The organism is Streptomyces sp. NPDC059740 (assembly GCF_042733155.1).
GTDB lineage: Bacteria > Actinomycetota > Actinomycetes > Streptomycetales > Streptomycetaceae > Streptomyces.
This window is the reverse complement of sequence record NZ_JBHWGP010000016.1, coordinates 68,256-91,361: the sequence shown is the minus strand read 5'-3', so window position 1 is coordinate 91,361 and position 23,106 is coordinate 68,256. Positions and strand designations below refer to the sequence as shown.

Below are 23,106 nucleotides of genomic sequence, written 5' to 3'. Positions count from 1 at the left end.
CGGGACCGGTACACCGGCGGAGCCCCGCCCCGGTACGCCTGCGGGCGCCCGAGGCCGCAGGGCCCGGCCCCGGGCGACCGGCCGGAGCACGACGGCAGGGCCCGGCCCCGGTCGCACCGCGCGGTCCCCGCGGCGCTCCCGCGCGGGCGGCGAAACCCCGAGGCGGTGGGCCCAGAAGGCTGCGGCCCCACCCGCGCAGGTGGGGCCGCCCGGAGCCGGCGCCTGGGGGGCGGCCCGGCCGACGCGGCGACCGGCCGGGCCGCCCCCCGTGGTACGGCCGGTCCGGCCACCCCGTCGCTCAGTAGCGCGGCAGCGGCGTCTTCGGAGCTTTGTAGGGCGAACCGGACTTGCCGAGCGTGGCCTGGTAGGCGGCCTTGTAGTCACCGTTGGCGATGTGCTTCTCCAGCGCGTCGGTGATCTTGCCGCGCAGGACCTTGTCGTCCTTGTCCATGCCGACGCCGTAGGGCTCCTTGGTGAAGGGCTTGCCGACGACCTTGAGCTGGCCCTGGTACTTGGCCGCGTAGCCCTTGAGGATGGCGTCGTCGGTGGTGACCGCGTCCACCGTGCCGTCGCGGAGCTGCTTGACGCAGTCGGAGTACTTGCTCAGCTCGGTGGTCTCCGCGCCGTACTGCGGCTTCTTGATCTCGGCCAGCGGGGTCGACCCGGTGATCGAGCAGACCTTCTTGCCCTTCAGGCTGCCGGGGCCGGTGATGTCCTTCTCGTCCTTGCGCACCAGCAGGTCGGCGCCGGCGGTGTAGTACGGGCCGGCGAACCCGACCTGCTTCTTCCGCTCGTCGTTCATGGTGTAGGTACCGACGTAGTAGTCGACCTGGTGGTGGGAGATCGCGGTCTCACGGACGTTGGAGTCCACCGTGTCGAACTTGATCTGCTTCTCGGAGAACCCCAGGTCGGCGGCGATCATCCGGGCGATCTCGATGTCGAAGCCGGAGTAGTTGCCGGAGGTGTCCTGATATCCCAGGAAGGGCTGGTCGGCCTTGACGCCCACCACGATCTTGCCGGCCTTCTGTGCGCGCTTCAGGGTGGGCGAGTCGAAGCTGACGTTCTTGGCGACCTTGTAGCTGCCCTCGTAGCCCTCGCCGGCGTTGTCACCCGCGGTACCCGACTTGCCGCCGCACGCGGTCGCGGTGGCGGTGAGCGCGAGCACGACCGTGGCCGCCGCCGCCGTCTTACGCATCCTCATTGTCAACGTCCTTCTGTTCAACGGGAACTGGCGATCATGATGACCCGCGGCGGGTCAGTGATGCAGGATCTTCGACAGGAAGTCCTTGGCACGGTCGCTGCGCGGAGCGGCGAAGAACTGCTCGGGAGTGTCCTGTTCGACGATGCGTCCGTCGGCCATGAAGACGACGCGGTTGGCCGCCGAGCGGGCGAAGCCCATCTCGTGGGTGACCACGATCATCGTCATGCCGTCCCGGGCGAGCTGCTGCATGACCTCCAGCACCTCGTTGATCATCTCCGGGTCCAGGGCCGAGGTCGGCTCGTCGAAGAGCATCACCTTCGGCTCCATGGCCAGGGCCCGGGCTATCGCCACGCGCTGCTGCTGCCCACCGGAGAGCTGCGCCGGGTACTTGTCGGCCTGCGTGCCCACGCCCACCCGGTCCAGCAGCTCGCGGGCGGTCTTCTCGGCCGCCGCGCGGTCCCTGCGGCGTACCTTGACCTGCCCGAGGACCACGTTCTCCAGCACCGTCTTGTGGGCGAAGAGGTTGAAGGACTGGAAGACCATCCCCACCTCGGAGCGGAGCCGGGCCAGTTCGCGGCCCTCCTGCGGCAACGGCCTGCCGTCGATCGTGATCGACCCGGAGTCGATCGTCTCCAGCCGGTTGATGGTGCGGCACAGCGTCGACTTGCCCGACCCGGACGGGCCGATCACGACGACGACCTCGCCGCGCCGGATGCTCAGGTCGATGTCCTGGAGCACGTGCAGTGCGCCGAAGTGCTTGTTGACCTGGTCGAGTACGACCAGGTCGTCCGCGACCGCCGCCGGCCCCTCCGTCTGGTCGGTGACCGGTACTTCGCTCATCGGCTCCAGCTCCGTCCTCCTCGGTTGGGAGGACCCTAGTGAGCCCGCGCGACCAGCGTCATTACTTCTGAGCGGAACTTGAGCATAACGATCCGGCCGCATCGGGACACTCTGGGTGAGGGGTCGGGGAGGATGGCGGACACCGCCGCCGGTGGCACCCGTTCCGGACACGGCCGCGCCACGGAACCCGGCCGCGGGCCACCGGCCTCTTGACGCCCCGCCCCCGATGGGCATGGATGACGGGACCGCCGGGCCGGAGCGGTCCCGCGGCGCCGGACCGGGCGACGCGCGGGGCCTCACGGCGGCCACGGCACGGGACGGGAGGACCTGTGAGACTGATGCTGGTCGAGGACGACGACCATGTCGCCGCGGCCCTGACGGCCGTGCTCAGCCGGCACGGCTTCGCGGTGACGCACTGCCGCAGCGGGGCCGAGGCGCTCCAGGCCATGCTCCCCGACGACCGGGCCCCCTTCGACGTCGTCCTCCTCGACCTCGGGCTGCCCGACACCGACGGCTTCGAGGTCTGCGGACGCATCCGCAAGGTGAGCACCACGCCGGTGATCATGGTGACCGCCCGCTCCGACGTACGCTCCCGCATCCACGGCCTCAACCTCGGTGCCGACGACTACGTGGTCAAGCCCTACGACACCGGGGAACTCCTCGCCCGCATCCACGCCGTGGCCCGGCGCACCACCCCCGGCACCCCCGACCCCGCCGACCCGGTGCCCGGCAGCGACGTGCTGCGCCTGGGAGCCGTGACCGTCGAACTCACCACCCGCCAGGTCAACGTCGGTGGCGCCGCCGTCCCGTTGACCCGCAAGGAGTTCGACCTGCTCGCGCTCCTCGCCGGCCGGCCCGGCGTCGTCTTCCGCCGCGAGCAGATCATCAGTGAGGTCTGGCGCACCAGTTGGGAGGGGACCGGGCGCACCCTGGAGGTGCACGTCGCCTCCCTGCGGGCCAAGCTCCGCACCCCCGCCCTGATCGAGACGGTGCGCGGGGTCGGCTACCGGCTCGTCCCGCCCGCCGCGGCCTGACCGGGCCGGCCCGTGCGCTCCCGACTGCTGCCGCTGCTCATCGTCCTGATGGCCGGCGTCCTCCTCGCCCTCGGCTTCCCGCTCGCCGCCAGCGTGGCCGCCGCCGAACAGCAACGCGTCGTCGTCGACCGCCTCGACGACGCAGCCCGCTTCGCCTCGCTGGCCCAGTTCGTGACCGAGACCCCCGACGAGAAGGGGAACATGCCGGGCGAGAGCCGTTCGGTGAAGGCCGACTGCGACCGGCTCCAGGAGGGCAGCGCGCGGCTCCAGGAGGGCGACGGCAGACTGGCCACCCTCACCGCCGAACTCTGCCGCTACCACGAGCTGTACGGCATACGGGCGGGCGTCTTCTACCGCAACAGCGACCAGTCCATGGCCCGGGCCCCCGGCAACTGGTCGGTCCCCGCCGACGGTGAGGCGCGCAACGCCTACAACGAGGCGCTCGCCGGCCGGCGCAGCCACGACCCGCACCAGGTGTGGCCGTGGAGCACCGGGGAGCTGCCGGTGGCCTCGCCCGTCGTCCGCGACGGTGACGTGGTCGCCGTCGTGCTCACCGACTCACCCACCGACCAGCTGCGCTTCCGCATCCTGCGCCGGTGGCTGGTGATCGGCGTGGGGGAGACCGTGGCGATGCTCGTCGCCCTTGGTGCCGCCGTCCGCCTGACCGGCTGGGTACTGCGCCCGGTGCGGGTGCTGGACGCGGTCACCCACGACATCGCCACCGGCCGCATGAAGTCCCGCGTCGCCTCGTCCGGCGGGCCACCCGAACTGCAGCGCCTGGCGGGCTCCTTCAACGACATGGCCGACCACGTCGAGGAGGTCCTGGAACAGCAGCGCGCCTTCGTGGCCGACGCCTCCCACCAGCTCCGCAACCCGCTCTCCGCGCTGCTGCTCCGCATCGAGCTGCTCGCCCTCGAACTGCCCGAGGGGAACGCGGAGATCGCCTCGGTGCGCACCGAGGGCAAACGGCTGGCCAGCGTCCTGGACGACCTGCTGGACCTGGCGGTCGCCGAGCACGCGACGGCCGACCTGCAGCTCACCGACGTCGCCGCGCTCGCCGTCGAGCGGGTCGACTCCTGGCGCCCGCTGGCCGAGGACCGCGGCGTGCACCTCGGCTACGAGGGACGCCGGGCGGTGACCGCCTGGGCCGACCCGGTGAGCCTCTCCAGCGCACTGGACGCCCTGGTGGACAACGCCCTGAAGTTCACCCCGCGCGGTGAGCGGGTCAGCGTCGCGGTCAACGACGAGGGGGACCGGGTGCACCTCGTCGTCGCCGACCGCGGCCCGGGCCTCGCGGACGACGAACTGGAGCGGATCGGCGACCGGTTCTGGCGCAGCAACCGCCACCAGAACGTCTCCGGCTCCGGCCTCGGCCTGTCCATCACACGGGCCCTGCTGGCCGCCGGCGGCGCCGGCCTCGCCTTCGCCCGCAACCCCCCGCACGGCCTCCTCGTCACCGTCACCCTGCCGCGGACGGCGCCCCATCGGGACGCGCCTCCCACCGCCGTCTCCCGGCTCTGACCGGCCCGGCACCGGCGGCCGGCCCGGAGCGCCGGACGGCGGCGCCCCTCAGGGCCTCCCCTCAGGGTTTGGTGGAGACGTAGTAGCGCCGGGCCCCCACGTGCAGCGGGAGCGGGTCGGTGAAGACGGCGGTGCGCAGGTCCACCTTCTGCGCCGCGTGCACCTTCTTGCCGATCCGGTCGCGGCTGTCGATGACCGTCCGGGTCACCGCCTCGGTCAGCCGGGGATCGGTGCGGTCGGTGGTCACCAGCAGGTTGGCGACCGCCACCGTCTTCACCGCCTGCCCGCCCTGCACGGCCGGGTAGGCGTCCGCGGGCATCACCGCGGACCGGTAGTAGACGGACTCCTCCTGCCGGTGCAGCGGGGCGACGAGGTCGCCCAGCGGGACCAGCCGGATCGGGAAGGTGTCGGCGAGGTCGGTGAGGGCGGAGGTGGGCAGCCCCCCGGACCAGAAGAACGCGTCGAGCCTGCCGTCCCGCAGCCGGTCCCGCATGTCGATGAGCGAGACCTCCACCGGCTTCACGTCCTGCCCGTACCGGAGCCCGGCGGCTTCCAGCAGCCGCCGGCTTATGATCTGCACGCCCGAGCCCTTCGCCCCCACCCCGACCCGCAGTCCCCGCAGGTCGGCGGCGGACCGCACCTTGGAGTCCCGGGCCACCACCAGCTGCATGTAGTCGTCGTACAGCCGGGCGCAGGCCCGCAGGTGGCGGGCGCCCGGGGCGTCGCTGCTCTGGTACTGCTGCACCGCGTCGGCCGTGGCGAAGGTGAACGCCGCCTTGCCGGTGGCCAGTTTGGAGAGGTTGTCCGGTCCGCCCTCGGACGGGGTGAGCCGCACCCGCAGGTCGGGCTGGTCGTGGGCGAGGTCCTGCTGCAGCAGTTCGCCGTACAGGTGGTAGACGCCCGCCGGAACCCCGGTGGCGATGGTGATGTGCCCGCTGACGGAGTCCTCCCCGTCCAGCGTCACCACACCCCACGCCAGCAGGCCGAGCAGGGCGCACACCACGGTGCCCAGGAACACCGCGCGACGGCCCCCGGGGCGGGGGAGGGCTCTCACCATGCGGGCATCCTGCCACCGGCGGGTGCCCGGCGGGAGGGGGCGGCGCAGCACGCGGCTGGGCCGGCGGGCGGCCCGGGTGAGCAGGGACACAGAGGCGGTGGCGGCGCAGGCGTCCAGACGTCCGCCCAGCACACGGCCGCGGCCCGCCCCGCCGCGGCGGCGGCCGGCGGTGGCCGGGACGGCCGCCGGGTCGGAGGCGGTCGCCGGCACGGCCTACCCTTGAGCCATGACCAGCAGCGACCGGAGCCAGGCAGTGGACGTCAAGCGAAGCTACGAGATCCGCACCCACGGGTGCCAGATGAACGTCCACGACTCCGAACGCCTGGCAGGCTTGCTGGAGGCCGCCGGGTACGTCGCCGCCCCCGAGGGTGCGGACGGTGCCGACGTCGTCGTCTTCAACACCTGCGCGGTGCGGGAGAACGCCGACAACCGGCTCTACGGCAACCTCGGCCAGCTCGCGCCGAAGAAGACCGAGCGGCCCGGCATGCAGATCGCCGTCGGCGGCTGCCTGGCGCAGAAGGACCGGGACACCATCGTCAAGAAGGCCCCCTGGGTCGACGTGGTCTTCGGCACCCACAACATCGGCAGGCTCCCCGCCCTCCTGGAACGCGCCCGGGTGCAGGAGGAGGCGCAGGTCGAGATCGCCGAGTCGCTGGAGGCGTTCCCCTCCACGCTCCCCACCAAGCGGGAGTCGGCCTACGCGGCCTGGGTCTCGATCTCCGTCGGCTGCAACAACACCTGCACTTTCTGCATCGTCCCCGCGCTGCGCGGCAAGGAGAAGGACCGCCGCCCCGGCGACATCCTCGCCGAGGTCGAGGCGCTGGTCGCCGAGGGCGTCAGCGAGGTCACCCTGCTCGGCCAGAACGTCAACGCCTACGGCTCCGACATCGGTGACCGCGAGGCCTTCTCCAAGCTGCTGCGCGCCTGCGGCCGCATCGAGGGGCTGGAGCGCGTCCGCTTCACCTCGCCCCACCCGCGCGACTTCACCGACGACGTGATCGCCGCCATGGCCGAGACCCCGAACGTCATGCCGCAGCTCCACATGCCGCTCCAGTCCGGCTCGGACGCCGTCCTGAAGTCCATGCGCCGCTCCTACCGGCAGGAGCGCTACCTCGGCATCATCGAGAAGGTCCGCGCCGCCATCCCGGACGCCGCCATCTCCACCGACATCATCGTCGGCTTCCCCGGCGAGACCGAGGAGGACTTCGAGCAGACCCTGCACGTGGTCCGTGAGTCCCGCTTCGCCCAGGCCTTCACCTTCCAGTACTCCAAGCGCCCGGGCACCCCGGCCGCCGAGATGGACGGGCAGATCCCCAAGAAGGTCGTCCAGGAGCGCTACGAGCGCCTGGTGGCACTGCAGGAGGAGATCTCCTGGGAGGAGAACAAGAAGCAGGTCGGCCGGGTCCTGGAGGTCATGGTCGCCGAGGGCGAGGGCCGCAAGGACGACGCCACCCGGCGCCTGTCCGGCCGTGCCCCCGACAACCGGCTGGTCCACTTCAGCCGGCCCGAGGAGCCGGTGCGGCCCGGCGACATCGTCACCGTCGAGATCACCTACGCCGCCCCCCACCACCTGCTCGCCGAGGGGCCGGCCAGGGGCGTGCGCCGCACCCGCGCCGGTGACGCCTGGGAGGCGCGCACCGCCGCCTCCGAGCCCGCCGGCGTCATGCTCGGCCTGCCGACGGTGGGCGTCCCCGCCCCCCAGCCGGAGACCGCCGCCTCCTCCTGCCGCACCTGCGGCTGAGAAGTACGCCTGGGCCAGGGCCTACCGGAGGCGGACGCCGGAGGTCCGCGTAGGGTGACGGCATGTTGGTTGCCGCCGGTGTCGTACCCGCCACACCCCTGCTCGTCCCCGAGGTGGCCTCCGGAGCCGCCGCGGAACTCGACGACCTCCGCGCCACCGCGCTCGGTGCCGTGGGGGTGCTCGCCGCCGCCCGCGCGGACCGGCTCGTCGTCGTCGGGCCGGCCCTCGCGGACGAGGAGGGCACCTGCCCCGCCGGCAGCCGCGGCACCTTCCGCGGCTTCGGCGTCGAACTGGACGTCACCCTCGGCCCCGGCACCCCCGAGGCCGGTGGCCGGCTGCCGTCCTCCCTCGCGGTGGCCGCCTGGCTGCTGGAGCGGGCCCACTGGTCGGACACGCCCGTCACCGGCCTCGGCGTGGCCGAGACCCGCTCCCCCCAGGAGTGCCGGGCGACCGGCCGTGAGCTGGCCGCCTCCGCGCCGCGCACCGCGCTCCTCGTGGTCGGCGACGGCAGCGCCTGCCGGACCGTGAAGGCGCCCGGCTACCTCGACCCGCGCGCCGAGGACTTCGACCGCCGTGCCGCACGCGCCCTGGCCGAGGCCGACCTCGACGCGCTGCACGCCGTGGACGCCACGCTCGCCGCCGAACTGAAGGCCTCCGGGCGGGCGCCCTGGCAGGTCCTGGCGGGCGCTGCCGAGGGCGCGGGTCTGCGCGGCGAACTCCTCGCCGACCAGGCGCCCTACGGCGTCGGCTACCACGTGGCCACCTGGACGTGAACCCGCTGCCGCCGGCCGCCGCCGTCCGCAGTGCCCGCGAGTGGGGGCCGGCGCCGGGCTTTGGGAGACTGGCGGGGTGAACACCGCAGACCGTGCACCCCAGGTCGTCGCCGTCGTCGGTCCCACCGCGGCCGGCAAGTCCGACCTGGGCGTCGCGCTCGCCCGACACCTCGACGCCGACGTGGTCAACACCGACTCCATGCAGCTCTACCAGGGCATGGACATCGGGACCGCCAAGCTGCCCCCGCACGAACGCGGCGGCGTGCCCCACCACCTCCTGGACATCTGGGAGGTCACCGTCACCGCGAGCGTCGCCGAGTACCAGCGGCTCGCCCGCGCCGAGATCGACCGGCTGCTGGCCGCCGGCAGGAGCGCCGTGCTCGTCGGCGGGTCCGGGCTCTACGTCCGGGGCACCATCGACGCCATGGAGTTCCCCGGCACCGACCCGGCCGTCCGCGCACGGCTGGAGGCCGAACTCGCCGAGACGGGCAGCGGCCCGCTCCACGCGCGCCTGGCGGAGCTGGACCCCGCCGCCGCGGACGCCATCCTGCCGGGCAACGGCCGGCGCATCGTACGGGCCCTGGAGGTCATCGAACTCACCGGCAGGCCTTTCACGGCCAACCTCCCCGGTCACCGCGCCCACTACGACACCCTGCAGATCGGCGTGGAGGTCCCCCGGCCCGAACTCGACGAGCGCATCACCCGCCGGGTGGACCGGATGTGGGAGGAAGGGCTGGTCGAAGAGGTCAGGCGGCTGGCGGGGCTGGGGCTGCGGGAGGGCCGCACCGCCTCCCGCGCCCTCGGATACCAGCAGGTGCTCGCCTTCCTGGCGGGGGAGTGCACCGAGGACGAGGCACGGGAGCAGACCGTGCGCGCCACCAAACGCTTCGCACGCCGGCAGGAGAGCTGGTTCCGGCGTGACCCGCGGGTGCACTGGCTCAGCGGCGCCGCGGACGATCTCGACGAGCTGCTTCCGAGCGCATTGACGCTGCTCGAACGAGCGGTCACAGCCTGATCACGTCATGGCATCGGGACGCTCCGGCGGTGAGTGGGCCCCCTCCGGACATGCCATTATCGAGCTCGATCACACCAGGCGGCGGGATGTTGGGAGGGCGCGTGGCGATGGAGGCCGGCCCTCAGGACAGACCCCGGGGCCACGACCCCTTCCACCCCGACGAGCCCTCGCAGCGGCCCCCGGTCGCACACGAGGGGCCGGCGGCCGAGGACCCGCCGTCGCTCTCCGCCACGGACGGCCTGGGCCCGCCGGTCGACGGCGGGCCCACCGCCCTCGACCGGGGACCGGCAGGCCCCCCGGAGGGTGAGGACGCCGAGTCCTTCCGCGAGCTGCGCCCACCGCGCCGCCTGCGCCTGTGGCAGCTGGCTCCCATCGTGTGCCTGGCCACCCTCGGGTCGCTGATGTTCGCCTTCCCGCTCGCCTTCGAGTTCGGCGGCGAGGGCGGCGCCGTGGTCGCCATGCTCGGCCTGCTGCTGTGCTGCTGCGCGGCGGGCTGGGGTATGACCGCCGCCCGCAAGGTCGGCCACACCTGGCCCGGGCTGGCACCCGGCGCCCCACGCCGCCGCAGGTGGCAGGCGCTCCTGGCGTACACCGCGGTCACCCTGGTGCTGGCCGCCCTGGCGATCTGGCGCGTGGCCCGACTGCGCTGACCGGCTACGGTCGGCAGGGCGGACCGGGCAGGCCCGGCGGCTGCCCCGCCGGGCCTGCCCGGGAACCGCGCCGCGCCGGCCTGCCGGCCGCTCCGGCCCCGAGGGCGGCCACCGGCCGACCGGCCGGGAAGCCCGTACCATGCAGGCATGAGCACCACGCAGCGCGTCACCTTCCTCAAGGGCCACGGCACGGAGAACGACTTCGTCATCCTTCCCGACCCCGACGGGACGCTGGACCTCCCGCCGTCGGCGGTGGCGCGGCTGTGCGACCGCCGCGCCGGGATCGGCGGGGACGGCGTGCTGCACGTCGTGCGCAGCGCCGCCCACCCCGAGGCGCGCGCCATGGCCGACGAGGCCGAGTGGTTCATGGACTACCGCAACGGCGACGGCTCGGTCGCCGAGATGTGCGGCAACGGCGTCCGCGTCTTCGTCCGGTACCTCCAGCACGCCGGGCTGGTCGAGCCGGGCGACCTCGCCGTCGCCACCCGGGCCGGCGTCCGCCGCGTCCACCTGCCCAAGCCGGGTGAGGAGAGCGCGGGCATCACCGTGGGCATGGGCCGCGTCTCACTGCCCGAGGCCGGCGTCACGGTGACCGTGGGTGACCGCAGCTGGCCGGCCCGGAACGTCGACGTCGGCAACCCGCACGCCGTCGCCTTCGTCGAGGACCTCGCCCACGCCGGCGACCTGCACACCGCACCGCACCACAGCCCGGCCGGCGTCTACCCCGAGGGCGTCAACGTCGAGTTCGTCGTCGACCGCGGCCCCGGGCACGTCGCGATGCGGGTGCACGAGCGCGGCTCCGGCGAGACCCGCTCCTGCGGCACCGGGGCGTGCGCCGTCGCCGTCGCCACCGCCCGCCGCGACGGGCTCGACCCGGCCACCGACGGCCCCGTCACCTACCGGGTCGACGTCCCCGGCGGCTCCCTGGTCATCACCGAACTCCCCGACGGCACGGTCGAGATGAGCGGCCCCGCGGTCCTCGTCGCCGAGGGCACCCTCGACCCGGCCTGGCTCGCCGCCGGCGAGTGACCCCGCGCGGCTCCGGCCCCGGTTCCCGCAACGCCCCGCGCCCTCCGGGCCCCTGACGCCCGGTCCGGCGCGGAGGCGCGGAAGGGCCCCCTCCGATCGCTCGTACGGGTGACAGCCTCCCCGCGAACGGGGAGGGGGCCGAGGGCGCGTGGTGGGCTCGGTAGCATCAAGCACCGGCCCGGGCGGCCATTCGGCGTCCGGCCGCCGGTCGACGCAGCCGGAGGGTGCCCATGAGTGTGCAGGCCACCGACGCCGGGGACTTCCCGGACCGTCCCGCGGACCCACCCGGGACACCCCCTGCCCCGACCGGGGCCTGCGCCGGCGGTGACCTCGACCCCCGCCGCAAGGGGCTGCACCGCCTCGAACTGCGTGGGCTGCGCCGCATCGGCCTCGCCGCACTCGGCCCCGCACCGCGCGGTGGACTGCCCCACGCCCTCGAACACGTCGCCAAGGTCCACCGGGGCCACCACCCCGACGCCGACCTCCGCCCGCTGACCAGCGCCTACACCCTCGCCGAACGCTCGCACCGCGGCCAGATGCGCAAGAGCGGCGACCCGTACATCACGCACCCGCTCGCCGTCACCCTCATCCTCGCCGAACTCGGCGCCGAGACGACGACGTTGACCGCCTCCCTGCTGCACGACACGGTCGAGGACACCGACGTCACCCTCGACCAGGTCGGCGAGCTGTTCGGCGAGGAGGTCCGCTACCTGGTCGACGGCGTCACCAAGCTGGAGAAGGTCGACTACGGCGCCGCCGCCGAACCCGAGACCTTCCGCAAGATGCTCGTGGCCACCGGCAACGACGTCCGGGTCATGTCCATCAAGCTCGCCGACCGGCTGCACAACATGCGCACCCTCGGCGTCATGCGGCCGGAGAAGCAGGCCCGCATCGCCAAGGTCACCCGCGACGTGCTCATCCCGCTCGCCGAGCGCCTGGGGGTGCAGGCGATCAAGAGTGAGCTGGAGGACCTCGTCTTCGAGGTGCTGCACCCGCGCGAGTGCGCTGCCGCCCGGGAACTGGTCGCCCGGCACGCGGCCCTCCCCGACCCGCTGGCCGCGGTCGCCGCCCGGGTGCGCACCGTGCTCGCCGAGGCACAGATCCCCGCCCAGGTGCTGGTACGGCCGCGCCACCTGGTCTCCGTCCACCGCATCCGCTGCGCCCGCGCCGCCGTGACCGGCGCCGATCTCGGACGGCTCCTCGTGCTGGTGGCCGAGGACGCCGACTGCTACGCCGTCCTCGGCGAACTGCACACCTGCTTCCCGCCGGTGATCTCCGCCTTCAAGGACTTCGTGGCGGCCCCCAAGTTCAACCTCTACCAGTCCCTGCACACCGCCGTGACCGGTGAGGGCGGCGTGGTGGCCGAGACGCTGATCCGCACCCACCGGATGCACCGGGTCGCGGAGGCCGGCGTGGTGGCGCTGGGCAACCCCTACGCCCCCACCGACCGGGCCGCCGACGCAGGACGGGCCGGCGGCGACGAGCGTGCCGACCCCACCCGCCCGGGCTGGCTGTCCCGGCTCCTGGAGTGGCAGAGCGCCACCCCCGACCCCGACGCCTTCTGGTCCTCACTCCGCGCCGACCTCGCGGAGGACCGGGAGATCACGGTCTTCCACACCGACGGCTCCGAAGCCCCCCATCGCGCCGACCGGGTGCTGCTGCCGGCGGGCGCCAGCTGCCTGGACGCCGCCTACGCCCTCCACGGCGCCGACGCCCACCGCTGCGTGGGGGCCCGGCTCAACGGCCGCCTCACCTCCCTGGCCACGCCCCTCGCAGACGGCGACAGCCTGCACCTGCTGCTGACCGGCGACCCCACGGCCGGCCCCGCACCCGACTGGCTCCAGCACACCCGCACCCCCGCCGCCCGCCTGGCCATCGGCCGGTGGCTCGCCGCCCACCCCGAGGAACGCGCCGCCACCGACACCGGGACGGCCCCGGGCCCGTCCCCGGCTGCGGACCGGCCGGCCGGGGCGGGAACGCCCGTCGCCGGCACCACCGCCACGGGCCTGCCCCGCGCCGCCGTGCCGCCGGGGGAGGAGCCCGCAGCGTCCGGCCGCCGGGCGCGGACCGGCGGGCCGGCCCCACAGCACCGGGGCCCCACCGCCGTCACCGACCTCGCCGGCGCCACGGTCCGGCTCGCCGGGTGCTGCACGCCGGTGCCGCCCGACGCCGTGACGGGGTTCGCCGTGCGGGGGGGCGCGGTGACCGCCCACCGCGTGTCCTGCCCCGTGGTCAAGCGCATGACCGCCGGCGGACGGGAGCCCGTGGCCGTCCGCTGGGCCCCCACCGGGCCCGAGGGGCCCCGGCAGGACTGCCGCGTCACGCTCCTGGCCGAGGCCTTCACCCGCCCGCACCTGCTGGCCGACCTCACCGAGGCCATCGCCGCACGCGGGGCGGCCGTCATCACCGCCGTGGTCGAGCCGCCCCACGAACAGCGCGTCCACCACCGCTACACCCTCCGGCTGCCCGACCCCGCGGAACTGCCCCGCCTGATGAGGGCGATGCGCAGCGTCCCCGGGGTCTACGACGTGTGGCGGGCCGGCCGGGCCGTGCAGCAGGCCGGAGCGGTGCGGGGCTGAGCCGGGGCCCCGCCTCCCCGCCCGGGAGGCCCCGGAGCCAGCAGTGCTTCGTTCAGGTTCTGCTCCGCACAGAAAACCGGGGCAGAACCTGAACGAAGCACTACCAGTCAGCGGCAGGGGGCGGGCGCGGGGGCTCGGCGCGAGTGCAGACGCGTCGCGCACGCCCCTCGTTCGGGTGCCGTGGAGCCGTGCCACCACCCGGTGACCTGCGTGCGCTGGTAGCCGTAGGCCATGTCCTTCTTCCGCCGCCCGCCGCAGGTGGGCCCCACTGCACCGCCGGCGGGCGCTCCCGCCGTTCCCCGCCCCGCCGGCCGGCGCGCCGCAGCCCGCACCCGGTCGGCGCTCGCGGCGGGGGCCACCACCGTCGCGCTGGTCGCCGCCGCTTCTCCTCCGCCCGGGGCCGCCGGCATCGGCGACCGCCTCTTCCCCACCCTCGGCAACCCCGGCTACGACGTGCTCTCCTACGACGTCTCGCTCCGCTACTCCGGCGCCAACGACCGGCCGCTGGACGCCACCACCCGCCTCACCGCCCGGGTCACCGACCGCCTCGACCACCTCAACCTCGACTTCGCCCGCGGAACGGTGCGCTCGGTGGAGGTCGACGGTGCGCCCGCCCGCTTCCACCGGGACGGTGAGGACCTGGTCCTGCGCCCCTCCCGCCCGCTGTGGCCCGGCGAACTCGCCCAGGTCACCGTCCACCACACCAGCGACCCCACCGGCCCCAAGGACGCCTCCGACGGCGGCTGGGTGCGCACCTCGGACGGACTGGCCATGGCCAACCAGGCCGACGCCGCCCACCGCGTCTTCCCCTGCAACGACCACCCTTCCGACAAGGCGTACTTCACCTTCCACGTGACCGCCCCCAAGGAGCTCACGGTCGTCGCCGGGGGCACGCCCTTCGCCGAGCGCCACCCCCACGGCGACGCCACCACCTGGACCTACCGCACGGCCCACCCGATGGCCACCGAGCTCGCCCAGGTCTCCATCGGGCATTCCGCGGTGGTCCGCCGCGAGGGCCCGCACGGACTGCCGCTGCGGGACGTCGTCCCGACCGCCGACCGCGCCCGCCTGGAGCCCTGGCTGGCCAAGACGCCGGAGCAGGTGCGGTGGATGGAGGCGCGCGTCGGACGGTTCCCCTTCGAGACCTACGGCGTGCTCATGGCCCATGCCCGCACCGGGTTCGAGCTGGAGACCCAGACCCTCTCCCTCTTCGAACGGGACCTGTTCACCACCAAGCTGCGCATCCCCGAGGGCTACCTCGACTCGATCATGGTCCACGAGCTCGCCCACCAGTGGTTCGGCGACAGCGTCAGCCCCCGCCGCTGGTCGGACGTCTGGCTCAACGAGGGCCACGCCACCTGGTACGAAGCGCTGTACGCGCAGGAGAAGGCGCACGCGCCCATGGAGACGCGGATGCGCAACGCTTACCGGATGTCGGACGCCTGGCGCGCCGACGGCGGCCCGCCCGCCGCCCCGCGGGCCCCGGAACCCGGCAAGAAGGTGAGCATCTTCCGGCCCTCCGTCTACGACGGCAGCGCCCTGGTCCTCTACGCCCTGCGGACCCGGATCGGTGCCGACGCCTTCGGCCGGCTGGAGCGCCTCTGGGTGGCCCGCCACCGCGACGGTGTGGCGGACACCGCGGACTTCGTCCACCTGGCCTCGGAGGTCTCCGGCGCCGACCAGTCCGCCTTCCTCCACCACTGGCTCTTCGACGCGAAGACCCCGCCGATGCCGGGCCACCCCGACTGGCACGCCCAGGCACCGGCCAAGGCCCCCCGGGCCGCCACCCGCGCCGCCCGGCCGGCCGAGGCGGTCCGGAGCCGGGCCGCGGGCGGCCCGCAGCACGGCCGCCCCTGACGCGGACGACGGCCAGGGCGGGCCCCGGGCCCTGGCCGCCCCGCAGCAGGTGGGAAACGTGGTGACGCCCCGCGCCCGGCATGCGACCATCGGTAGGTCGCCACCGTTCCGTCGCCCCCGGGGAATCTTCGGGTACGGTCCGGCGTTCTCCGAAAACGACAGGTGCGGTGACCGCCGTGCCACCTCGACCCGTAAAGGACCACATGACCCCCTCTTCCTCGCTTCCTCAGGACCAGGAACCCACCACGGCCCCCACGGGTCGCCACGACGGTCTGCGGGCCGACGCCCTGATGGAGGAGGACGCCGCCTGGAGCACCGAGATCGACGGCGAGCGCGACGGTGAGCAGTACGACCGCTCCGAGCGGGCGGCGCTGCGCCGCGTGGCGGGCCTCTCCACCGAACTCCAGGACGTCACCGAGGTCGAGTACCGGCAGCTCCGTCTGGAGCGGGTGGTGCTCGTGGGCGTGTGGACCTCCGGAACCGCCCGGGACGCGGAGAACTCGCTGGCCGAGCTCGCGGCGCTCGCCGAGACCGCCGGCGCCCTGGTGCTGGACGGCGTCGTGCAGCGCCGCGACAAGCCCGACCCGGCCACCTACATCGGCTCCGGCAAGGCGCTGGAGCTGCGTGACATCGTTCTGGAGAGCGGCGCCGACACCGTCGTCTGCGACGGTGAACTCACCCCCGGCCAGCTCATCCACCTTGAGGACGTCGTCAAGGTGAAGGTCGTCGACCGCACAGCGCTGATCCTCGACATCTTCGCCCAGCACGCCAAGTCCAGGGAGGGCAAGGCGCAGGTCTCGCTCGCGCAGATGCAGTACATGCTGCCCCGGCTGCGCGGCTGGGGTCAGTCCCTGTCGCGACAGATGGGTGGTGGTGGTTCCGGTTCCACCGGCGGCGGCATGGCCACCCGTGGTCCCGGTGAGACCAAGATCGAGACGGACCGCCGGCGCATCCGCGAGAAGATGGCGAAGGCCCGCCGGGAGATCGCGGACATGAAGAAGGGCCGCGACACCAAGCGCCAGGAGCGCCGCCGCAACAAGGTGCCCTCGGTGGCCATCGCCGGCTACACCAACGCCGGGAAGTCCTCCCTGCTCAACAGGTTGACCGGCGCGGGCGTCCTGGTGGAGAACGCGCTGTTCGCCACCCTGGACCCCACCGTCCGGCGCGCCGAGACGCCCAGCGGCCGGCTCTACACCCTCGCCGACACCGTCGGTTTCGTCCGGCACCTGCCGCACGACCTCGTCGAGGCGTTCCGCTCCACGATGGAGGAGGTCGGTGACAGCGACCTGATCCTCCACGTGGTCGACGGCTCCCACCCGCAGCCCGAGGAGCAGCTGGCCACGGTGCGCGAGGTGATCCGCGAGGTCGGTGCCACCCACGTCCCGGAGATCGTCGTCGTCAACAAGGCGGACCTGGCCGACCCGCTGGTCCTCCAGCGGCTGCTGCGGCAGGAGAAGCGCGCGTTCGCCGTCTCCGCCCGCACCGGGCAGGGCATCGATGACCTGCTTGCCCTCATCGACGAGGAACTCCCGCGTCCCGAGGTCGAGTTGGAGGTGCTCGTGCCCTACCACCGCGGCTCGCTGGTGTCCCGGGCGCACGCCGAGGGCGAGGTGCTCTCCGAGGAGCACACCCCCGAGGGCACCCTCCTGAAGGTCAGGGTCCACCCGGAACTGGCCGCCGAACTGGAGCCGTACGCCCCGGCGCACCACTGACGGCAAGCACAGGAGGGCCCCACCCGGCAACGGGTGGGGCTCTCCGCGCGTCTCACGGACGCCCCCGCCTCCTCCGCCTGCGGACGGACGTGACGGGCCCGGCGGATCAGCCGGCGGCGTGCGCCTTGCTCATGGTCTGGTACATCTTCTGCGCCTGCGCGCCGAGGTGCGGTCCGGCCAGCCACGTCGAGGGGCTCGGGCCGATCGAGGTGTTCGACACGATCTTCTTCACCCCGCCCTTCGTCTCGAACCAGGGGCCGCCGGAGGAGCCGGGCGTCATGGTGCAGCCGATGCGGTACATCGTGGGGTCGTTCTGGTCCAGGGTGAGGCGCCCCGGTCCGTCGACGCACTGCTCGGCCTTGGAGCCGTCGAACGGTGCCGCCGCCGGGTAGCCCTGGGCGGTGATGTCACCGACACTGCTCATCGACGGGGTGTTGAAGTCGATGTCGTAGGCCCCGCCCGCGACCTCCTCCAGCGACTTCGTCGTGCCCTTCTCCGGCTTGACGTGGATGATGGCGAAGTCGTACGGGGCCATCGGCACGCCGTTGTTCTGCTCGCCGCCGTCGGAGATCCACTGGTTGGTGGTGGCCGCGTCGTCCGCCCACCACACGCCCTTGGGGAAGACCTGGTCGCGCGGGGCTGAGTTGACCTGGTCCTCCGTCAGCTTCCCGGCGTCGTTGAAGGACGGCGCGAAGATCATGTTGCGGTACCAGCCGCCGGACTTGCCGGCGTGCACGCAGTGGCCCGCGGTCCACACCAGGTTGGACTTGCCGGGGTGCGCCGGGTCCTTGACGACGGCGGCGGAGCAGGCGGCCTGACCCTCCGGGGTGTCGAACAGCAGCCGGCCCAGGCCCGGGGCGCTCTGGCTGTAGGGCGCGGTGATCGCGGTGGCCCGCACCGGTGCCGGCTCCGGGTCGGTCTGGCCCTGGTCGGCCGGCGGCTGGGCCGGGGTGCTGGGCTGCTCGGGCTTGGCCTTCCCCGCCCGGTCCGGGTCCCACAGCCCCTTGATGATGGGGTTGAGGAACTCACCGGCCTCCCGCATCCACTGGTCCTTGTCCCAGTTCTTCCACTCGCCGTTCTTCCACTTGTCCAGGTCGATGCCGTGCTGCTTCAGCTTGTCCTGCAGGCCCTTGGGGATGGTGAACCCGCCCGCACCCGAACCTCCCGTGGTGGCGGCCGTGGCGGACTCGCTGGGCTGCCCGCCCGCGTTGTCGTCCTCCGGTCCGCACGCCGTGGTGCCCATCGCCAGTGCGGCGGTCAGGGCCACCGCCGCACAGACCTGCCGACTCATCGATCGCATGGGTTTGTGTTCCCCCTGTGGTCTCTCGCGTGTCCGCGCGGCGGTACCAACCGCACACCGCACGTGCGCGTCACGCCTAAGCATTTGTCATGCACCTCGAAAGGTGTGCGCACCCACTATGCCGGTGTCCGAGGGGACGCCGGCAGTCGGGTCCTGGTTCCACCCCCCGATCGATCGACTGACAGGCCGTTATCCCGACCGGCCGTGCTCGTTGGTACGTACGGGGGAGCAGATCCGCCGCGTCCAGCGGCATGCCGCAGCAGCAGGAGGACGAGACCGCCGTGGTCCTGACCGAGCCCGCGCCGACCGCCGAGCCGGCGGCCTGCGAGGGCGTCCTGCGCCGCCACTGCCCGCGGGAGTCCGCCGCCCGCACCTACGCGCGCGCCCTCCCCGTGGTACCGGTGCGCGCCCGCGGCCTCACCGTCGAGGCAGCCGACGGCCGGCGGTACCTGGACTGCCTCTCCGGGGCGGGCGTCCTGGCCCTGGGCCACAACCACCCGGTGGTCCTGGAGGCGGTCCGCGCGGTGCTCGACTCCGGAGCCCCCCTCCAGGTGCTGGACCTCGCCACCCCCGTCAAGGACGCCTTCGTCGAGGAACTCCTCGCCTGCCTCCCCCCGGCCCTCGCCGCACACGGCAGGATCCGGTTCTGCGGGCCCGCCGGCACGGACGCGGTGCAGGCGGCGCTCGGACTGGTCCGCGCCGCCACGGGCCGGCCGGGCGTCCTCGCCTTCTCCGGCGCCTCCCACGGGACGACCACCGGCGCGCCCGCCGTCTCGGGCGGCATCCCTCCCGCGGACACCTGCGTCAGCCACCTTCCCTACCCGCACTCCTACCGGTGCCCCTTCGGCGTCGGCGGGGACCGGGGCGCCGGACTCTCCGCCCGCCTCGTCCAGAGCGTCCTCGACGACCCCGGGCACGGCGTGCCGCTGCCGGCCGGGGTCGTCCTGGAACCGGTGCAGGGCGAGGCCGGCGTCATCCCCGCCCCCGACGCCTGGCTGCGACGCATGAGGCAGCTGACCGCCGCCCGTGACCTGCCCCTGGTCGTCGACGAGGTGCAGACCGGCGTCGGGCGGACGGGAGCGTTCTGGGGCGTCGACCACGCCGGTGTCGTCCCCGACGTCATGGTCCTCTCCGGGGCTGTCGGCGGAAGCCTGCCGCTGGCCGCGATCGTCCACCACGAGGACCTCGACGCGGGGGCCCCCGGCGCCCCCACCGGCACCTTCCGGGGCAACCAGCTCGCGATGGCCGCGGGCCGGGCGACGCTCGCCCACGTCCGCCGCGGCGACCTGGCCGCGCACGCCGCCGGCCTGGGCGCCCGCATGCTCCGGAGCCTTCGGGAACTGCCGGCGCGCCACCGCTGCGTCGGCGACGTCCGCGGCCGGGGACTGATGATCGGCGTCGAGATCGTCGACCCCGAGGCCGCCGACACCACGGGTGCACCGCCACCCGCCCCCGAACTCGCCCTCGCCGTGCAACAGGCGTGCCTGCAACGCGGGCTCATCGTCGAACTCGGCGGACCCCACCACAGCGTGGTCCGGCTCCTGCCGCCCCTGACCCTCACCGACGAACAGGCCGACGCCGTCCTCGACCGTCTCGCCGACGCAGTCGAGGCCACCGCGCGCACCCCACGCCCGCCCGCGCGCGTCCCCCACCCCACCCTGCGAGGCACCACCCGATGAACCACAGCCCCGACACCGACGACGCCCCGGTCCCCGGCGCGCCCCCGGCACCGACCACCACCCGGCTCGCCGACCCGGGCGTGCCGCGCCAGGGCCTCCCCGCCGAGGCCGGCCCGCTCACCGCCGCCCCGCTGCTCTCCTGCACCGAGCCCGCCGGCCACGGCGACCCGCTCGACCACCCCGATCCCGCCGTCGCCGCGGACGCCGCCACCACCGAGAACCTGCTGCGGTGCTGGATCCGCGAGACCGACCTGCCCAGGCCGCTCGGCGACACCCTGACCGTCCCGCTCGCCTCCAGCGCCCTGACCCTCCACGTCCCGGTGCACCTGTGGTCCGCCACGGGCGCGCACCGCCTGGGCAGCCCGCGGCTGGCCGTCACCGCCGGGGCCACACCGCCGCTGGACGCCGTGACCCTCGCGACGCTGCTCCACCGCGAGGCGGTGCACCGCGCGGGCCGCGGGGACGAGCCCGGCACCTCGGCGGACGGCGCCGAACTCGTCGGCCGGGTGGCCGACTCGGTGCGCTGCACCACCACCTTCCTCGCCCACCGCCGGGCACAACCCGCCGACGAACAGGCCGCCCTCTTCCTGGAGGCCGAACAGTCGCTCCTGCTGGGCCACCCGCTCCACCCCACCCCCAAGAGCCGCGAGGGCCTCACCGAGGCGGAACTCCTGGCCTACTCGCCCGAGACCCGCGGCAGCTTCCCCCTCCACTGGATCGGCGTGGACCACCGCGTCCTGGCCGCCGACTCGGCCTGGACCGAACGCGGCAGGACGGTGACCGCCCCCGCCCTCGTCGAGCGCCTCGCCGACGGCGCTCCACAGGCGCCCGCCGGCACCGTGCCGCTGCCGCTGCACCCCTGGCAGAGCCGCGAGCTGACACACCGCCCCGACATCGCCGCCCTCCTCGCCGACGGCCTGCTGCACGACCTCGGTCCCGGCGGCGCCCCCTGGTACCCGACCTCCTCGGTGCGCACCGTCCACCGGCCCGACGCCGCCGCGATGCTCAAGCTCTCCCTCGGTCTGCGCATCACCAACTCCCGGCGGGAGAACCTCCACAAGGAGCTCCTGCGGGGCGTGGAGGTCCACCGCCTGCTGCGCACCGGGCTCGCCGACGAATGGCGCGCCGCCCACCCGGGGTTCGACATCGTCCGCGACCCGGCCTGGCTCGCCGTCACCACCCCCGACGGGGTCCCGGTGCGCGGCCTGGACGTCGTCATCCGGCACAACCCGTTCACCGTCACCGACGACGCGGTCTGCGTGGCGGCCCTCACCGCCCTGCGCCCCTGGCCGGGCCAGGACACCGTGGCCTCCCGACTGGGCCGCGTCATGGGGACGCTCGCCGCCCGCACCGGCCGGCCCGCGGCAGCCGTCGCCACCGAGTGGTTCCTGCGCTACCTGCACGCCGTGGTGGCGCCCGTGCTCTGGCTCGACGGGACCGCCGGTGTCGCCCTGGAGGCGCACCAGCAGAACACCCTGGTGCTGCTGGACCCGGAGGGCTGGCCGGTGGGCGGCCGGTACCGCGACAACCAGGGCTACTACTTCCGCTCCTCCCGGCGCAGCGAACTCGACGCCCGGCTGCCCGGCATCGGAGTCGCCAGCGACACCTTCGTCCCCGACGACGTCGTCGACGAACGGTTCGCCTACTACCTCGCCATCAACAACGTCCTCGGCCTCATCGGCGCGTTCGGCTCCCAGCGACTCGCCGACGAGACGGTGCTCCTCGCCGCGCTCCGCCGCTTCCTGGCCCAGGCCGCCCGGGCACCGCTGGCCCACCGCTCGACCCTGCCGGGGCGCCTCCTGGCCGCACCGACCCTGCGCTGCAAGGCGAACCTGCTGACCCGCGTCCGGGGGCTGGACGAGCTCGTCGGGCCCGTGGACACCCAGTCCGTCTACGTCACCGTCCCCAACCCCCTGCACCTCTGAAGCCCGCGACGGCCCGGCCCGCCCCGGGCCGGGCCGTCCGGCAGCCCACCGCACGTCTGAAAGCCCAGCCCGTTCACGCCCCGCCCACCGGTCAGATGACCACACCGCCTCCGGCCGCCTTCCCACGGCGGACCGGACGAGGAAGGAGAGCCCACCGTGCCGACACCAGGTGCCCGTCCCCGCACCGCCGACGAGCAGGTCCGTCCCCCCACGCCGGCTGCCGACCGGCTGCCGACCGGCGCCGCGGACCCGGAGGCCACCCTCGTCCTCAGAATCCCCCCGGGCCTGGCCGGTCACCTTCCGGCGCAGAGCCGCCCGCCGGCCGCCGAGCCCCCCGGACCGGGCGACATCGCCTCCTGGCAGCCGGCCGTCACGCCCTTCGGGACGTTCCAGCTGGTGCCGGTGCGCCTCCCGCGCGATCTGCCGCTCCTCGCCGCGTGGATGAACGACCCGGTGGTGAACGCCTTCTGGTCGCTGGCCGGGCCCGCCGAGCGCACGGCCGCCCACCTGCGTGCCCAGCTGGAGGGGGACGGCGCCAGCGTGCCCTGCCTCGGACTGCTGGACGGCGTCCCCATGAGCTACTGGGAGGTGTACCGGGCCGACCTCGACCCGCTCGCCGCCCACTACCCGGCGCAGCCGCACGACACCGGTCTCCACCTGCTCATCGGCCCCGACGGCGACCGCGGCAGGGGGGTGGGCTCCGCACTGCTGCGTGCCACTGCCGAGTCGGTGCTGCGCCACCGCCCCGCCTGCTGCCGGGTGCTCGCCGAACCGGACGTGCGCAACAGCCCGTCCGTCGCCGCCTTCCTCAAGGCCGGCTTCCGGTTCGCAGCGGAACTCAGTCTGCCCGACAAGCAGGCGGCGCTCATGGTGCGCGACCGGGGCTGACGCCTCGCCCGGTGCGGCAGGCCGTGGCCGGCATCCGGTCTCCCGGCGCCCGCGGCAGCCGTGGCGTGCCGCGGTCGCCGTCGCCCGACCGTGCTCACGCCGGCCCTCTTCACGGACCGCACCCCGTTGCCTACTCTCTGCCTCCCCGCCCGGGCGGCCGGGCGCCGCCCACACCGGCCGCCCCGCAGCACCCGTCCCCGTCAGCAGCCCTCCCACCGGTCCCGCCAGAGGAGCCCGCCGTGCCGACCGCCTCACTTCCCCCCGACAGCGCCTGGGATCACGCGGCGCGCCGCCTTCTCGCCAAG

At 74.2% G+C, this 23,106-nt stretch carries 17 protein-coding genes; 13 read left to right on the top strand and 4 right to left on the bottom strand.

Features of this window, described 5'->3' with window-relative positions:
* Positions 1-298: 298 nt before the first annotated feature.
* Both ACFV3R_RS20010 and ACFV3R_RS20005 read right to left on the bottom strand, forming a co-directional pair.
* A complete protein-coding gene (locus tag ACFV3R_RS20010; RefSeq protein WP_385584406.1) occupies positions 299-1,201 on the bottom strand; it encodes a glutamate ABC transporter substrate-binding protein in 903 nt (300 codons plus the stop codon).
* Positions 1,202-1,255: 54 nt separating this feature from the next.
* Positions 1,256-2,041 carry an amino acid ABC transporter ATP-binding protein gene (locus ACFV3R_RS20005; protein ID WP_385584403.1) on the bottom strand — a complete coding sequence of 262 codons (786 nt, stop codon included), beginning with the start codon at positions 2,039-2,041 and terminating at the stop codon, positions 1,256-1,258.
* A gap of 329 nt (positions 2,042-2,370) precedes the next feature.
* On the opposite strand from ACFV3R_RS20005, the gene ACFV3R_RS20000 reads away from it, so the two are divergent.
* Complete coding sequence (locus tag ACFV3R_RS20000; RefSeq protein WP_385584400.1) at positions 2,371-3,075, top strand: response regulator transcription factor; 705 nt, start codon at positions 2,371-2,373, stop codon at positions 3,073-3,075.
* 12 nt (positions 3,076-3,087) lie between these two features.
* Complete coding sequence (locus ACFV3R_RS19995; protein WP_385584398.1) at positions 3,088-4,596, top strand: sensor histidine kinase; 1,509 nt, start codon at positions 3,088-3,090, stop codon at positions 4,594-4,596.
* A gap of 61 nt (positions 4,597-4,657) precedes the next feature.
* On the opposite strand, the gene ACFV3R_RS19990 is transcribed toward ACFV3R_RS19995, so the two are convergent.
* Positions 4,658-5,653: a TAXI family TRAP transporter solute-binding subunit gene (locus ACFV3R_RS19990; protein WP_385584525.1), complete on the bottom strand. Its 996-nt coding sequence runs from the start codon at positions 5,651-5,653 to the stop codon at positions 4,658-4,660.
* Positions 5,654-5,879: 226 nt separating this feature from the next.
* Between ACFV3R_RS19990 and miaB the strand changes: the two genes are divergently transcribed.
* The 8 genes from miaB to hflX all read left to right on the top strand — a co-directional run bounded on the left by miaB (position 5,880) and on the right by hflX (position 17,009).
* Complete coding sequence (gene miaB / locus ACFV3R_RS19985) at positions 5,880-7,394, top strand: tRNA (N6-isopentenyl adenosine(37)-C2)-methylthiotransferase MiaB (RefSeq protein ID WP_385584395.1); 1,515 nt, start codon at positions 5,880-5,882, stop codon at positions 7,392-7,394.
* Positions 7,395-7,456: 62 nt separating this feature from the next.
* Positions 7,457-8,167 (top strand): class III extradiol dioxygenase subunit B-like domain-containing protein, encoded by a 711-nt coding sequence (locus tag ACFV3R_RS19980; RefSeq protein ID WP_385584393.1) that lies wholly within the window; start codon positions 7,457-7,459, stop codon positions 8,165-8,167.
* A 76-nt stretch (positions 8,168-8,243) separates the two neighbouring features.
* A complete protein-coding gene (gene miaA, locus ACFV3R_RS19975; RefSeq protein ID WP_385584390.1) occupies positions 8,244-9,182 on the top strand; it encodes a tRNA (adenosine(37)-N6)-dimethylallyltransferase MiaA in 939 nt (312 codons plus the stop codon).
* Positions 9,183-9,289: 107 nt separating this feature from the next.
* Positions 9,290-9,832: a hypothetical protein gene (locus ACFV3R_RS19970; protein ID WP_385584522.1), complete on the top strand. Its 543-nt coding sequence runs from the start codon at positions 9,290-9,292 to the stop codon at positions 9,830-9,832.
* A gap of 147 nt (positions 9,833-9,979) precedes the next feature.
* Positions 9,980-10,861: a diaminopimelate epimerase gene (dapF, locus tag ACFV3R_RS19965; RefSeq protein ID WP_385584387.1), complete on the top strand. Its 882-nt coding sequence runs from the start codon at positions 9,980-9,982 to the stop codon at positions 10,859-10,861.
* Between the two features lie 230 nt (positions 10,862-11,091).
* Complete coding sequence (locus ACFV3R_RS19960) at positions 11,092-13,440, top strand: RelA/SpoT family protein (RefSeq protein WP_385584384.1); 2,349 nt, start codon at positions 11,092-11,094, stop codon at positions 13,438-13,440.
* 231 nt (positions 13,441-13,671) lie between these two features.
* A complete protein-coding gene (locus ACFV3R_RS19955; RefSeq protein ID WP_385584380.1) occupies positions 13,672-15,297 on the top strand; it encodes a M1 family metallopeptidase in 1,626 nt (541 codons plus the stop codon).
* Between the two features lie 203 nt (positions 15,298-15,500).
* Positions 15,501-17,009 carry a GTPase HflX gene (gene hflX, locus ACFV3R_RS19950; RefSeq protein ID WP_385584377.1) on the top strand — a complete coding sequence of 503 codons (1,509 nt, stop codon included), beginning with the start codon at positions 15,501-15,503 and terminating at the stop codon, positions 17,007-17,009.
* 106 nt (positions 17,010-17,115) lie between these two features.
* Here hflX and ACFV3R_RS19945 read toward each other — a convergent pair whose 3' ends face one another.
* The gene (locus ACFV3R_RS19945; protein ID WP_385584374.1) at positions 17,116-18,309 is read right to left on the bottom strand and encodes a trypsin-like serine peptidase; all 1,194 of its coding nucleotides are present in this window, start codon (positions 18,307-18,309) and stop codon (positions 17,116-17,118) included.
* A gap of 281 nt (positions 18,310-18,590) precedes the next feature.
* On the opposite strand from ACFV3R_RS19945, the gene ACFV3R_RS19940 reads away from it, so the two are divergent.
* The 3 genes from ACFV3R_RS19940 (at position 18,591) to ACFV3R_RS19930 (ending at position 22,801) form a co-directional block, all read left to right on the top strand.
* Entirely contained in the window at positions 18,591-19,988 is a 1,398-nt protein-coding gene (locus tag ACFV3R_RS19940) for a diaminobutyrate--2-oxoglutarate transaminase family protein (RefSeq protein WP_385584520.1), read from the top strand.
* Complete coding sequence (locus ACFV3R_RS19935) at positions 19,985-21,913, top strand: IucA/IucC family protein (protein ID WP_385584371.1); 1,929 nt, start codon at positions 19,985-19,987, stop codon at positions 21,911-21,913. The genes ACFV3R_RS19940 and ACFV3R_RS19935 overlap by 4 nt, the downstream gene beginning before the upstream one ends.
* A 156-nt stretch (positions 21,914-22,069) precedes the next feature.
* Complete coding sequence (locus ACFV3R_RS19930; protein WP_385584368.1) at positions 22,070-22,801, top strand: GNAT family N-acetyltransferase; 732 nt, start codon at positions 22,070-22,072, stop codon at positions 22,799-22,801.
* The last annotated feature ends 305 nt before the right edge of the window (positions 22,802-23,106 follow it).